A 12,612-nucleotide genomic window follows, 5' to 3' on the forward strand; every position below is an offset into this window, starting at 1 on the left:
TGAATCCCCCCCATTAGATAGTGAAGCTATTTATACCTGTATTGAATATCATCGGCTGGAGAGCTGATTTTGTTGTTACTTTTTGTCGAAAAAAATAAAAAAATGTCGTATATCTAAGTCTGTGGGGTACGACCAAAGGCGGAGACGGCGGCAGACCCGGGGCTGATGTCCGCTTCCAATTGTAGGCATATAATGAATATTCACGAACATCACTGAGTACGGGCTGGAACTGTACAGTGTAAGGAAAGAGGAAGATATTCATGCTGCATGATCAGCTGTTGAGGGACCCGAATACATATGAAGAGCTTAAGCTGGAGGGTACGGGGGCGGTCAATCCGGCGAATGGACGGCAATATCCGTGGAAGCACGGGTATTTGGCTTTTATGGAGGAAGCGGATGCCTCAGGCAGTAACCGGAAGTACCTGGAGCTGTACAACCGGATTGCCCGTTTCTACCGGCTGTCCAACAAGCTGTATTTCGCGCTGAAGTTCGGCGGAGAACGCAGCTATAGAGAGCAGTTCCTGTCTGCGCTTGAGCTGCGCGGCGGTCAGCGTGTGCTGGAGACCTCGGTGGGCAGCGGCGATAATTTTCCGTACATTAAGGTGAAGGCCAAGAACGCGCCGGCCGAGCTGTACGGGCTGGATATTTCCAGCGGAATGCTGAAGCAGGCGGTGCGCAATCTGCGGCGGTGGAAGCTGGAGGCACATCTGTTCCAAGGGACTGCTGAGAGGCTGCCTTTTCAGGACAACAGCTTTGACTGCGTGTACCATGTCGGCGGAATCAACTGTTTCAGCGATCCGCATGCTGCGGTACTGGAGATGATCCGGGTGGCGAAGCCGGGCACAAGGCTGATGATTGCCGATGAGACGCAGAAGCTGGTGAAGGGAACGTACGGGAAGGTGCCAGTGGTTAAGGGATATTTTGCAGAGGGAGCGGACATGCCGGAGATGCTTGGGCTGATTCCGCCGGAGATGCTGGAGGTAGAGTACAAGGAAGTGTGCAAGGGCCTGATGTATTGCATTACCTTTCGTAAGCCTTGAGGCGAATTGTGCGGCAGGACGATTACGGACTTCCTCCTCAGGGTTTTATTTACATGTCTTTAATGTTGATCTTTGTTTGCCACCCTACCTAAGAACGATTACACTATTACTATGTGATTTTGCAACTTAGGAGGGAAGTATCATGGCGATCTATACGCGTACGGGGGATAAGGGGGAGACCTCGGTGATTGGCGGCCGGGTAGGCAAGGACGATGTCCGCGTCGAGGCTTACGGCACCATTGACGAGCTGAACTGCTTCGTTGGCCAGGCACGGAGCCTGATGGAGGACGAACGGTTTCTGGATGTCCGCGAGCAGCTGCTGGAGATTCAGCACGAGCTGTTTGACTGCGGATCGGATCTGGCGTTCGTGAAGCTGAGTGAGAACCGCTATAAGGTGAAAAGCGAGATGGCCACCCGCCTGGAAGGCTGGATCGATGCGCTTCAGGCCGAGAATCCGGTGCTGGAGCGCTTCATCCTGCCCGGCGGAAGCCAGCTGTCCTCTGTGCTGCATGTCTGCCGGACGGTCTGCCGCCGGGCCGAGCGCCGGGCAGTGACGCTGGGCCGCAGTGCGGAGATTAACCCGGAGGCGGTAATCTATCTGAACCGGCTGTCCGACTATTTCTTCGCTCTGGCCCGCGCCGCCAACACCCGGCTGGAGATTGCTGAAGTAGAATATCTGCGCAGCAAAAAGGTGTTCCGGAACAAATGACCAGCTATTATCCGCCCATCTCCTATACAGTGCCGCCGCTTGAAGACGGCTGGCTGCTCAAAACCATTCTGCAAAAGCGGATGGATGTCTCCCGCAAGCTGCTCTCCCGGCTCAAAATGACGGACCTCGGTATTACACTGAACGGAGAGCGTGTCTATATTAGCGTTAAGGTTAGCACCGGCGATCTAGTGCAGATTCGGATGGAGGAGGAGACGTCAGAGGATATTTTGCCGCAGCCGATTCCCTTCGAGATTCTGTATGAGGACGGGCATCTGCTTGTGGTAAGCAAAGCCGCAGGAATGATTGTCCATCCGACCCACGGCCATTATACCGAGACCCTGGCGAATGGTGTGGTTCATTACTGGGCAGAGAAGGGCGAGCGGGTCCGCTTCCGCCCCGTACACAGGCTGGACCAGGAGACCTCCGGGGTGCTGGTGATTGCCAAGAACCCTTACAGCCACCAGCACATCTCCGAGCAGATGATTGCCGGAACGGTGGACAAGCGGTATACCGCGTTTGTGCACGGCGTGCCTGCTCTGCCCAGCGGCGATATCGACGGTCCGATCGACCGCGACCCGCTGGAGCCGCACCGGCGGATTGTAACGCCGGACGGCTATCCCTCCTTGACCCGGTATGAGGTCAAGGAGGTCTATGGCAGCGCCGCTTCACGCGTCGAGCTGAAGCTGGAGAGCGGGCGCACCCACCAGATCCGGGTGCATATGGGGTCGGTCGGCTGCCCGCTGATCGGTGACGGGATGTACCGTCACCCGCTGTATGGGCAGGCGGCTGACAGCCGGGCGGAGGCGTCAGCGCCGGGCGAGGAGCGGCGTGCGGGAGAGTCGGCGGTGACCGCAGGCGGCGAGGAGCAACAGGTGCAAGAGCTGGCGGTGACCGCAGACGGCGCGGCGCTGCCGCCAGGCGACGCCGCCCGGCTCGCGCAGATCGCGGAGCTGGACGCGGCCATTCCGCGCCAGGCGCTGCATGCGGTGCGGCTGGCCTTCCGGCATCCGGTGACGCATGCCGAGCTGGTGTTCGAGGCTCCGCTGCCGACGGATATGGCGCTGCTGCAGGAGAAGCTCCGGCAGTCGGCGCGGTAAGTAAGCGCCGGATATGTTCTGGCCGCAGCTGACATCTGCCGCAGCGGGCAGCAATTTATATGCACTTTATATTTTATATATAGAAGGAGAAGACGATGAGTAACTTGAAAGTATATCAATATCCCAAGTGCAGCACCTGCCGCAGCGCAGTGAAATGGCTCAAGGAAGCAGGGCATGAGCTGGAGCTGCAGCATATCGCTGAGCAGCCGCCAACTGTGGAGGAGCTGCGCGTGCTGGTGAAGCACAGCGGCCTGCCGCTGAAGAAGTTTTTTAATACGAGTGGTGAGGTCTACCGGGAGCTTGGCCTGAAGGATAAGCTTGCAGACTTAAGCGAAGACGAGCAGCTTGCACTGCTGTCCGCACATGGGATGCTGATTAAGCGTCCGGTAGTCACTGACGGCAAGAAGGTTACCGTAGGCTACAAGGAAGACCAGTACGCCGAAGCTTGGAGCAACGCCTAAATTAAGGAATACAAGGAGAGGTTACACATGAGCACAGCAACAGAAATGAAGGGCCGGGTCATGATTGTCGATGGAATGGCTCTGCTGTTCCGCGCTTTTTATGCTACCTCTTATGGTGGATATATCCGCAAGACCCGCGCCGGACTGCCGACGAATGCGGTGTATGGATTTTTGCAGTATTTTTTCGATGCGGTAAGTACGTTTGAGCCTTCACATGTGGTCTGCTGCTGGGATATGGGCAAGGGCACGTTCCGTTCGGAGAAGTACGAAGGCTACAAATCGAACCGGATTGACGCGCCGCTGGAGCTGATCCCGCAGTTCGACCTCGTGAAGGAGGTTGTGGCAGAGCTGGGCGTGCCGAATATCGGGCTGGTCGGATACGAGGCAGATGACTGCATCGGTACACTGGCTTCGTGCTACAGCGGGGAGTCGGAGGTCTATATTCTGACGGGGGATCACGACATGCTCCAGTTGGTGAATGACAGCGTCAAGGTCGTGATTATGAAAAAAGGCCGCTCTAACTATAAAGTGTATGATCCGGCTGAGCTTTTGGCAGAACGGGGCCTCACTCCTGCGCAGGTGATCGACCTGAAGGGCTTCATGGGCGACACCAGCGATAATTATCCTGGAGTGAAGGGCATAGGCGAGAAGACGGCCACCAAGCTGCTGACCGAATACGGCACGGTAGAAGGGGTCATTGAGAACCTGCATCTGCTGCCCAAGGGCGTACGTGCCAAGATTGAAGCGGATCTCGACATGCTGCATCTCTCTCGCGAGCTGGCGGAGATCCGCTGTGATGTGCCGGTAGTCTGCGAGCTGGCCGAATGTCTCTGGGAGCTGCAGCGGGATACGGCGGCACGCAAGTTCCAGGAGCTGGAGTTCGGCAGCCTGATGCATCTGATCGGCGGAATCGCCGAGGTGCGGGATGACCGGGGGATCGTGCAGATTGAGCTGGGAGATCTGGGCTGAGGCCGGAATAGACAGCAAACCAAACAAGACAGTAGATACTCACCTATCGTGAGTGTGTACTGTCTTGTTTGCGTGTGAAGAGATAAACCGCATTGTCCCCGGAGGGCGGCACAAGCAGGCGCGATAATTCCTCATTCAGCTCCATGCTGAAATGCTTAGCCTTATCATACGCGTCGAAGTCACCGGTGATCGCCGGATCTCTTGTGCCGATTACAATATACAACTCTACAGATTCCGTATTAAAAACATGCTTCTCGTACGGGTTGCCGGGCACCGGCCAGGAACAAAGTACAACCTTAGGAGCGTATTTGCTCAGGGCGGCTTTGGCATCAGCTTTTTCCACAAAATCCGGGTAGGTGATATAATGCGCCCAGCTATAATCATCGGTTGCCCGGCAGGCTGTGCCGTTATCGTTAAGGAATCTCGTCAAGGTACCGTCACCCGCACCGATCTCCAGGCACTCCTTATCCCCGATTAGAGCGGACAGGCGCTTGATTAACGAGCGGGAATAGAAGCAGTAGATCCCTTGTTTATTGACAAGCGGCATCAGCATTTTGGGGCGGATAATCAGCTTCCAGCATACCCGGAACAGGGGGAGCGATACGGGCTTGCGTACAAGCTTTTCCTTGAACAGGAGCTTCTGCAGAATATAACCGTCCCAGAGATTGAACCGGACAGGCCCGGAGGCTGATTCGGTGGACACCGTTAATTGCAGCTGTTCGATCAGATAAATGGCAAAGCGGGCTTTAATAATACTAGGAAGAAAAGCGTTAATGGTGGTTTGATTAAAGCCGCTTTTGACAATTTTGCTCTTCGCTATTTTGGCGCTGCTGGTATAGCTGGTGAGCAAATTATGGATCAGGTTAGCGCGTTGACGGCTCGATAGGGCATTGATCTCAAGCAGCACTTCTTCCTTGTACTCTGGATATTCTGACAAAAGCGTACGGGTATCGGTCTCATTCCTCAGAATTTGCTCGGCGGCCGTCTTGCTGAAGGTTATCGCTCTCAGGTCCCGGCTCAAATGACAATACCCTCGCAGTGATCCACCTCATGCTGGATAACCTGCGCCGTAAATCCGGTAAAGCTATCCCGGTGCTTTTTAAAATTATAATCGAGGTACTCTACCTCAATATAGTCGTATCGTTTCGCAGGACGTACGCCTTCGAGCGACAGGCAGCCTTCCTCAGTGTCATAAGGACGGGCACGCTTGACGATCACCGGATTGATCATCGAAAGGGTTAATTGCTGCTCCACGCGGATGGCGATGATGCGTTTGTTGACGCCAATCATGTCCGCAGCCATGCCGACGCACCGGTCGGAGTTGGCGTTCAGGGTCTCCACAAGATCCATTAACACGGGCAGATCCTTCTCCGTGGCCGGCGCAGATTTCTGGCTAAGAAGCGATATATCTTTATTGATAGGTCTAATCATCATACTCTCCAATTATGCTGTATTTGTGTGTCCATAATATCATTTTTGGCGGGGAAGTGAAATGCGGGAATGCGAGAGGTGCTGCTTAAGATAAAGATTGACGAACTAGAGGAAGCTTGATTATAATGTTAATATAAGTGTTAAATGATTAACAAATATATTAATCTAAAGAGGAGCGTTAACTTCCCATGGCAGAACGCATTGTACTGAACACCGACATCCGCAAAGGTAAGATTGACCGCAACATCTACGGACATTTCGCTGAGCATCTTGGACGCTGTATCTATGAAGGCATCTGGGTGGGCGAAGATTCCCCTATTCCGAACACCAAAGGTATCCGCAACGACGTAGTGGAAGCGCTTAAAGAAATGAAAATTCCGGTATTGCGCTGGCCGGGCGGCTGCTTCGCCGATGAATACCACTGGAAGGACGGTATCGGCCCGAGCGAAGAGCGCAAGCGGATGATCAACACACACTGGGGCGGCGCGGTAGAGAACAACCATTTCGGTACACATGAATTCATGCTCCTCTGCGAGATGCTGGGCTGCGAGCCGTACATCAACGGTAACGTAGGTAGCGGAACTGTTCAAGAGATGTCCGAGTGGGTGGAATATCTGACCTTCAACGGAGTCTCGCCAATGGCTGAGCTGCGTCAGAAGAACGGCCAGGAAGATGCCTGGAGCGTTAAGTATTTCGGCGTGGGCAACGAGAACTGGGGCTGTGGCGGTAACATGCGTCCTGAGTTCTATGCTGATCTGTACCGCCAATATCAGACGTATGTACGTAACTATGGAGACAACAAGATCCACCGGATCGCCTGCGGTGCGAATTCGGATGATTATAACTGGACGGAAGTGCTGATGCGTGAAGCTACCCGCTTCATGGATTCAATTACCCTGCACTATTACACCCTGCCTAATTCGGACTGGAATCATAAGGGCGCGGCTACAGGCTTCGGAACAGACGAATACTTCACAACGTTGAAGAAGGCACTATTCATGGATGAGCTGGTTACCCGCCATATTGCCATCATGGACAAATACGATCCTGAGAAAAGAGTCGGCCTGATCGTTGACGAGTGGGGCACCTGGTATGATGTTGAGCCGGGTACGAACCCGGGCTTCCTCTACCAGCAGAACACGATCCGCGATGCGCTGGTGGCCGGCTTGACGCTGAATATTTTCCACAAGCACAGTGACCGTGTACGGATGGCGAACATTGCCCAGACCGTGAACGTGCTGCAGGCTGTTATTCTGACCGAAGGCGAGAAAATGCTCCTGACTCCTACTTACCATGTATTCAACATGTATAAGGTGCATCAGGATGCAGAACTGCTGGAGCTCACCGTGGACAGCCCGGTATACAGCTATGATGGCGTAGAGATTCCTGAAGTATCGGCTTCGGCTTCAGTCAATGCTGAGGGCATCATTCATGTCAGCCTGTGTAACCTGAATCACGCGTCATCGGCAGTGTTGCCGCTTGCCCTGCGCGGATTGGCTGGTCAAGCATCCGTAAGCGGAACAACGCTGGCCGGAGCTTCCATCGATGCCCACAATAGCTTTGAGCAGCCGGAAGCTGTAACACCGCAGGCATTCAGCGCCTTCAAGCTTGAAGGGGATACGCTGACTGTAGAGCTGCCGCCAATGTCGGTAACGGTACTGGCCATCACTCCACAAGCCTAAGGAGAGAACTGCATGACAACCACTTCAGCCTGCAAAGGATGCCGGGAGGAGTACAAGGTCACGGAAGCACAGATTGCCCGCATTCTGGCGTCCTCCATGTTCAACCCCGGCAATACCGCTTCAGACGAGGTCTATGCCGAGCGGCTTGCGCTTTGCGGGGCTTGCCCCAAGCTGCAGGATGGCGTGACCTGTACCGCCTGCGGCTGTATCATCCCTGTCGTGGCCCGGCTGAAGGCCCGTAGCTGTCCGCTGCCGGGCGGCGGAAAGTGGCAGCCAGTGGCGGAATGACGGCCCACGCCTAACGGCTAGGGGTCAGGCGAAAAGATAGGCTAGAAGCCGCTCTTGCCATAAGAGACGGATCGATCACCGATAGCCCCTCCAACCTGCACAATGCGGCAGTTGGAGGGGCTTTTTTTGTGTTGTGGAGGTGAGGGGGAGGAAGAGGAAATGAGAGGGATAAATCCCTCTAATGCGGCGTGAAAGTGGGCTGGAGGAGGAAATGAGAGGGATTTATCCCACTGATGCGGCGGAAAGTGGGCTGGGTGAGGAAATGAGATGTATAAATCCCTCTAATGCGGCAGAAAGTAGGCTGGGTGAGGAAATGAGAGGGATAAATCCCACTGATGCGGTGGAAAGTGGGCTGGAGGAGGAAATGAGAGGGATAAATCCCTCTGATGCGGCGGAAAGTGGGCTAGATGAGGAAATGAGAGGGAAAAATCCCTTTGGTGCGGTTGGAAGTGGGCTGTATGGATGTTGCGAGGGGCATAAGTGCCCCTGAATTTGCTGAAAGTGAGCGTTGAGCAGAAATGAAGAGCACTAATGCACCTGAATTTTGCTGAAAGTGAGCGTTAAGCAGAAATAAGGAGTATTAGCTCTAAAAGTAGCTGAAACGAAAACTAACCTACCTACCTACCTACCTACCTACCTACCTTCTACACACCCTAATCTGGCTTTCATATAGGACCCGGCAAATCTGCCACGCCATCTGTATAAAACAACTCAAACACCAAATCCTCGTTGTAGTTGCCGAAGCCCTTGCCGAACAGGGTGAGGCCACCAATATGCTCGGCATCCTCCTCGACAGAGAGCCGGAAGGTCCATTGTTTGTTGCGGATGCCTACCTGATCCAGGGTGACCTCCGACAGCTTTTGCCCATCCATGAAGGTACCCGTCTGAGTAATCCGCAGCTGCTTGAGCAGGCCGTATTGATTGGTGAGTGCAGGCCACCAGGCCGGGGTGTATTTTCCCGGATTATCTCCGTAGTCACCGGGGCTGGTCCAGAAGCCGAGCGATTGTCCGTTCAGTGTGAAGGTAATATCCGACGGCCAGTTGTTGTTGACCGACGGGGCTTCGGAGGCGATCTCCATCGTGATGGCAAGCTCCTCCGGCTGCTGGCTCGACAGCAGGAAATTCGGGATTTTATACTCCACGAACCCCTTTCCGAACCAGAGAATCCCGGCGTTCACCCGCTCCTGGTCCCAGAAATAACGGGGATCGTCAAAGTGCCCGATGACCCTCTCTGTCGTAGACAGTCCGCAGGTAGGCTCGATCTGGAAGTCGGAATAATGCCCCACAGGGATGTCCTTGCGGTACCCTCTGCGCGGAGTCCGGGCCTGTCCCGGAAAAACTATCTCAGCCCCGTCGGCGGCCAGTGTACAGATCTTCTGCAGACCGCTTTTGCCGGGAGCCATATGGCTGCGGATCAGCCCGGCGGCTTCGAGCTTGCGCACATGCATGGTCATAATCGCACTGCTGAGCTTGAGGGCTGCGGCCAGCTCCTTCACGTTCATGGGCTTATCGGACAGCAGCCGCAGCATATGCAGGCGCACGGTACTGGACAGGGCCTCGTACACGGGCAAAGATTGTTCGGTTAGATCAAGTTTCATCGGATGCCTCCACGTTCAGGTTATATAGTTAATAATTATATTACTCAAATAAAATTTCTACAAGCCATGATTGGCTGCAGGCGAGCTTTTCCAATTTATATCACAGACAGGCCAATCTCTGTCCGCTATGATTTGAGATGAATTAGCGATGAAACAAGGTGCTCTTGCCGGAAGCGGCAAGGGATAACAGGGAATCGGGTGCAACTCCCGAGCGGTCCCGCCACTGTATGGAAGAGCTGCACTTCATGAGGTCACTCGGGAAGCCCCCGGGGAAGACGAAGTCTGCAGCGCCTGTATTCCAAGCCAGGAGACCTACCTTGTCTACGCACACCACGACTCTACGCGGATAGGAGCGGTGTACGGATAGGTTAATGAGAAGAGGCGTTCTGCCCTTATGGACCGGAGAAAGCTTGGTGCTTCAAGGTGATCCCCGGTTATAGCTGCTGGATACAAGGATACGGCCCATAGTGATGGGACGGTGAAAAGCACCTTGTTCCGCTTCGCCACGGGTTGCGCGCTCTATCGAACTTGCCTGCGTACATACACTCCCACCCTATAGGGTGGGTTTTTTGGGCTTTATGATCTGTAATGGGAAATCAACAAACATGGAGGGTGACAAATGAAAAAGCACAGATGGTGGAGCTTTGCGGCACTGGTTGCCGGATTTACGGTGTACTTTATGCTGAACGAACCGGGGACGGCCCGGGCGATGCACATTATGGAAGGATTCCTGCCGGTTGGCTGGGCAGTGTTCTGGTGGGCGGCGTTTATCCCGTTCTTTGTCCTTGGAATCTTCAAGCTGAGAGCCATGACCCGGGAGAATCCGGAGCTGAAGCTGTTGCTGGGTCTGGCCGGGGCGTTTACCTTCGTACTGTCTGCGCTCAAAATGCCTTCCGTGACCGGAAGCAGCTCCCACCCCACCGGTACCGGACTAGGTGCGGTAATGCTGGGGCCGCTGCCCATGAGCGTAATCGGCTCGATTGTCCTGCTGTTTCAGGCGCTGCTGCTGGCGCACGGCGGGATCACTACGCTTGGAGCCAATGCGTTCTCGATGGCGGTGGCGGGTCCTTTTGCCGGATATGCAGTGTATAAGCTGATGATGAAAATGCCGGACCGCGAGAAGCTAGCCTTGTTCTGTGCGGCTGCGGTGGCTGATCTGAGTACGTACGTAGTGACTTCCTTCCAACTGGCGGTGGCTTTTCCGGCGGCGGATGGCGGCGTTCTGGCATCTTTTCTCAAATTCGGGGGCATCTTTGCCGTGACGCAAATCCCGCTGGCCATCAGTGAAGGGCTGTTGACGGTACTGCTCTGGAACTGGCTGAAATCGTATAGCCCGAATGAATTGTCGCTGCTGAAACGCAAGGTGAACGGAGGAAGAGCCTAATGAGCAATAAATGGAAAAATGGGTTGATGCTGCTGGTTGTTATTCTGCTGGTCATTCTGCCGCTGCTGCTGGTTAATGGGGAATTCGGCGGGGCCGATGATGCGGCTGAAGGTGTGATTACTGAGATGAATCCTGACTATAAGCCGTGGTTCAAGCCGCTGACCGAGCTGCCGGGTGAGACGGAGAGTATGCTGTTTGCATTGCAGGCCGCGATTGGTGCCGGTGTGATCGGTTATACCCTGGGGCTGCTCAAGGGCAAGCAAGGCGGGACGAAGCAGCATAGCAGCAAGTGATCCGGCGGATTGACGTTCTCTCTTACAATAATGCTCTGCGCCAGTTGTCCCCGATGTGGAAAAGCTCGTTCGCAGCCCTGATGTTCCTGCTCTCTTACACCGTACATCCGGTACTACAGGCTGCAATTACCCTATGGATGATGTCCTGGTGTATATTGCAGGCCCGAATTCCCTTGCGTGCTTATGGTATGCTGTTCGGCACAGCGCTGCTGTTCTATGCGCTTAGCGTACCGGCGCTGCTCGTGGAATTCGGGCATCCGGCTGCGGGAGAGGCAGGGATATTCCCGCTTCCGGGACTGAACCTGCCGGTATATGTCACAGCGGCGGGACTTCAGCGGGCAGGGGAGCTGCTGGCCAGAATCTCTGCCTGCATGAGCTGTTTCTTCTTCCTGATGTTCACGACTCCGTTCAGTGAGCTTTTGCAGGTGCTGCGCAGGCTGCGGATGCCGCAGATTGTCCTGGAGCTGATGCTGATTATGTACCGCTTCTTATTCCTGCTGAGTGATGCAGCGCATGGTCTGCTGCTGGCCCGCAGGCTGCGCGGAGGCCGACGGGGCTACAAGGCCAGAATGCGGGAGACTGCGGCTATGGCAGGAGCGTTGTTCGGCAACACGATGCACCGGTATTACGGATTATCGCAGGGGCTGCTGGCCCGCGGATTCACAGATGAGATTATTCTCCCGCCTTATACGGCGCGTCCTGTGCCGCGGCGCTATACAATCCAGGCTTATGCCGGTATTGCGCTACTGCTGCTGGCTGAGGCGTACTTTATCACTAACACATGAAAGGAGTCACCCATGGATCAGGAATCTAGCTTGGCTTGTGACGGAGTGGTGTTCCATTACCCGGATACGAAGGAGCCTGCACTGCATGAACTGACGTTCTCCATCCCCGCAGGCAGCAAGACGGCGGTGCTCGGTCATAACGGTTCAGGCAAATCCACGCTGTTCCTGCATGCCGTCGGCATTTTGCGCCCGCAGCAGGGGACGGTTGTGCAAGGAGGGAAGGCGTTATCCTACTCCAAAAAAGAGCTGGCCGCTCTGCGGCGGAAAGTGGGCCTGGTCTTCCAGGACCCCGAGCAGCAGCTGATTCTCAGCACTCCGCTGGAGGATGTGTCGTTCGGGCTGCGCGGCAGCGGCATGGCTGAACAGGCTATCGCTGCGCGCTGCCGGGAGGTCATGGAGCTGCTGAATCTAACCGGCCTGGGCGATAAACCGATTCACCAGCTTAGTCTGGGCCAGAAGAAACGCACGGCACTCGCCGGTGTACTGGCTATGGAGCCGGAGCTGATTCTATTGGATGAGCCGACCTCGTATCTGGACCCGTTATCGGAAACGCAGATGCTGAAGGGGCTTGAAGCCATACATGCTAAAGGGACAACCGTAGTTATGGCTACGCATGATATGGACCTGGCCTACCGCTGGGCGGACTGGATTATTGTGCTGGAGCATGGAAGATGCCGGGCGGCGGGGACGCCGGAGGAGATTTTTGCGGGACGGGAAGAGCTATTGTCCATCGGGCTGGGACTGCCGCTGCTGGCTGACTTATGGTTCAGCCTGCCTGCCAGCCTGACCGCAGGGCAGAGCGCTCCCCGCACCGCCGGGGAATTCAAGGTGAAGCTGCATAAGCTGCTTGCGCTTAACCACAGCTATTCATGAAC

At 55.1% G+C, this 12,612-nt stretch carries 14 protein-coding genes and 1 riboswitch; of the genes, 11 read left to right on the plus strand and 3 right to left on the minus strand.

Annotated elements, in window-relative coordinates:
- Positions 1 to 260 precede the first annotated feature (260 nt).
- From NST69_RS07335 to NST69_RS07355, 5 genes are all read left to right on the plus strand, one after another.
- Positions 261 to 1,040, plus strand: a complete 780-nt coding sequence (locus NST69_RS07335; RefSeq protein ID WP_342548889.1) for a methyltransferase domain-containing protein — start codon at positions 261 to 263, stop codon at positions 1,038 to 1,040.
- Positions 1,041 to 1,182: 142 nt separating this feature from the next.
- Positions 1,183 to 1,749, plus strand: coding sequence for a cob(I)yrinic acid a,c-diamide adenosyltransferase (locus tag NST69_RS07340; protein WP_036696754.1), 567 nt, complete (start codon positions 1,183 to 1,185; stop codon positions 1,747 to 1,749).
- Positions 1,746 to 2,846, plus strand: a complete 1,101-nt coding sequence (locus tag NST69_RS07345) for an RluA family pseudouridine synthase (RefSeq protein ID WP_342548890.1) — start codon at positions 1,746 to 1,748, stop codon at positions 2,844 to 2,846. The genes NST69_RS07340 and NST69_RS07345 overlap by 4 nt, the downstream gene beginning before the upstream one ends.
- 95 nt (positions 2,847 to 2,941) lie before the next feature.
- A complete protein-coding gene (locus NST69_RS07350) occupies positions 2,942 to 3,307 on the plus strand; it encodes an arsenate reductase family protein (RefSeq protein ID WP_036696760.1) in 366 nt (121 codons plus the stop codon).
- 27 nt (positions 3,308 to 3,334) lie between these two features.
- On the plus strand, positions 3,335 to 4,276 hold the full coding sequence (locus NST69_RS07355; RefSeq protein ID WP_051477787.1) for a 5'-3' exonuclease H3TH domain-containing protein: 942 nt from the start codon (positions 3,335 to 3,337) through the stop codon (positions 4,274 to 4,276).
- A gap of 43 nt (positions 4,277 to 4,319) precedes the next feature.
- Here NST69_RS07355 and NST69_RS07360 read toward each other — a convergent pair whose 3' ends face one another.
- Positions 4,320 to 5,297, minus strand: coding sequence for a hypothetical protein (locus NST69_RS07360; RefSeq protein ID WP_342548891.1), 978 nt, complete (start codon positions 5,295 to 5,297; stop codon positions 4,320 to 4,322).
- Positions 5,294 to 5,710, minus strand: a complete 417-nt coding sequence (locus tag NST69_RS07365; RefSeq protein WP_339313285.1) for a peptide deformylase — start codon at positions 5,708 to 5,710, stop codon at positions 5,294 to 5,296. The genes NST69_RS07360 and NST69_RS07365 overlap by 4 nt, the downstream gene beginning before the upstream one ends.
- 185 nt (positions 5,711 to 5,895) lie before the next feature.
- On the opposite strand from NST69_RS07365, the gene NST69_RS07370 reads away from it, so the two are divergent.
- Both NST69_RS07370 and NST69_RS07375 read left to right on the plus strand, forming a co-directional pair.
- The gene (locus NST69_RS07370) at positions 5,896 to 7,389 is read left to right on the plus strand and encodes an alpha-N-arabinofuranosidase (RefSeq protein ID WP_342548892.1); all 1,494 of its coding nucleotides are present in this window, start codon (positions 5,896 to 5,898) and stop codon (positions 7,387 to 7,389) included.
- 12 nt (positions 7,390 to 7,401) lie between these two features.
- On the plus strand, positions 7,402 to 7,677 hold the full coding sequence (locus tag NST69_RS07375) for a DUF6171 family protein (protein ID WP_036722478.1): 276 nt from the start codon (positions 7,402 to 7,404) through the stop codon (positions 7,675 to 7,677).
- 665 nt (positions 7,678 to 8,342) lie between these two features.
- Here NST69_RS07375 and NST69_RS07380 read toward each other — a convergent pair.
- Positions 8,343 to 9,275, minus strand: coding sequence for a helix-turn-helix domain-containing protein (locus NST69_RS07380; protein ID WP_339254968.1), 933 nt, complete (start codon positions 9,273 to 9,275; stop codon positions 8,343 to 8,345).
- Between the two features lie 139 nt (positions 9,276 to 9,414).
- Positions 9,415 to 9,610: riboswitch (cobalamin riboswitch) on the plus strand.
- A gap of 284 nt (positions 9,611 to 9,894) precedes the next feature.
- On the opposite strand from NST69_RS07380, the gene NST69_RS07385 reads away from it, so the two are divergent.
- Genes NST69_RS07385 through NST69_RS07400 form a run of 4 tightly spaced genes read left to right on the plus strand, consistent with a single transcriptional unit; the run spans position 9,895 to position 12,610 of the window.
- The gene (locus NST69_RS07385; RefSeq protein ID WP_036722468.1) at positions 9,895 to 10,659 is read left to right on the plus strand and encodes an energy-coupling factor ABC transporter permease; all 765 of its coding nucleotides are present in this window, start codon (positions 9,895 to 9,897) and stop codon (positions 10,657 to 10,659) included.
- Positions 10,659 to 10,952, plus strand: a complete 294-nt coding sequence (locus NST69_RS07390) for an energy-coupling factor ABC transporter substrate-binding protein (RefSeq protein ID WP_036722466.1) — start codon at positions 10,659 to 10,661, stop codon at positions 10,950 to 10,952. The genes NST69_RS07385 and NST69_RS07390 overlap by 1 nt, the downstream gene beginning before the upstream one ends.
- Entirely contained in the window at positions 10,949 to 11,737 is a 789-nt protein-coding gene (cbiQ, locus tag NST69_RS07395) for a cobalt ECF transporter T component CbiQ (protein WP_076079752.1), read from the plus strand. The genes NST69_RS07390 and cbiQ overlap by 4 nt, the downstream gene beginning before the upstream one ends.
- A gap of 12 nt (positions 11,738 to 11,749) precedes the next feature.
- Positions 11,750 to 12,610: an ABC transporter ATP-binding protein gene (locus NST69_RS07400; protein WP_340979027.1), complete on the plus strand. Its 861-nt coding sequence runs from the start codon at positions 11,750 to 11,752 to the stop codon at positions 12,608 to 12,610.
- Positions 12,611 to 12,612: the final 2 nt, after the last annotated feature.

It is taken from the genome of Paenibacillus sp. FSL P2-0089, from assembly GCF_038595095.1.
GTDB classification, from domain to species: Bacteria; Bacillota; Bacilli; order Paenibacillales; family Paenibacillaceae; genus Paenibacillus_AQ; species Paenibacillus_AQ silagei.

Excerpts from the sequence above, each read along its gene's own strand:
- NST69_RS07335 (WP_342548889.1), top strand. The coding sequence starts at position 261 with ATGCTGCATGATCAGCTGTTGAGGGACCCGAATACATATGAAGAGCTT.
- NST69_RS07365 (WP_339313285.1), bottom strand. The coding sequence starts at position 5,710 with ATGATGATTAGACCTATCAATAAAGATATATCGCTTCTTAGCCAGAAA.
- NST69_RS07370 (WP_342548892.1), top strand. The coding sequence starts at position 5,896 with ATGGCAGAACGCATTGTACTGAACACCGACATCCGCAAAGGTAAGATT.
- NST69_RS07350 (WP_036696760.1), top strand. The coding sequence starts at position 2,942 with ATGAGTAACTTGAAAGTATATCAATATCCCAAGTGCAGCACCTGCCGC.
- NST69_RS07340 (WP_036696754.1), top strand. The coding sequence starts at position 1,183 with ATGGCGATCTATACGCGTACGGGGGATAAGGGGGAGACCTCGGTGATT.
- NST69_RS07400 (WP_340979027.1), top strand. The coding sequence starts at position 11,750 with ATGGATCAGGAATCTAGCTTGGCTTGTGACGGAGTGGTGTTCCATTAC.
- NST69_RS07390 (WP_036722466.1), top strand. The coding sequence starts at position 10,659 with ATGAGCAATAAATGGAAAAATGGGTTGATGCTGCTGGTTGTTATTCTG.
- NST69_RS07385 (WP_036722468.1), top strand. The coding sequence starts at position 9,895 with ATGAAAAAGCACAGATGGTGGAGCTTTGCGGCACTGGTTGCCGGATTT.
- NST69_RS07345 (WP_342548890.1), top strand. The coding sequence starts at position 1,746 with ATGACCAGCTATTATCCGCCCATCTCCTATACAGTGCCGCCGCTTGAA.
- NST69_RS07380 (WP_339254968.1), bottom strand. The coding sequence starts at position 9,275 with ATGAAACTTGATCTAACCGAACAATCTTTGCCCGTGTACGAGGCCCTG.
- NST69_RS07355 (WP_051477787.1), top strand. The coding sequence starts at position 3,335 with ATGAGCACAGCAACAGAAATGAAGGGCCGGGTCATGATTGTCGATGGA.
- NST69_RS07375 (WP_036722478.1), top strand. The coding sequence starts at position 7,402 with ATGACAACCACTTCAGCCTGCAAAGGATGCCGGGAGGAGTACAAGGTC.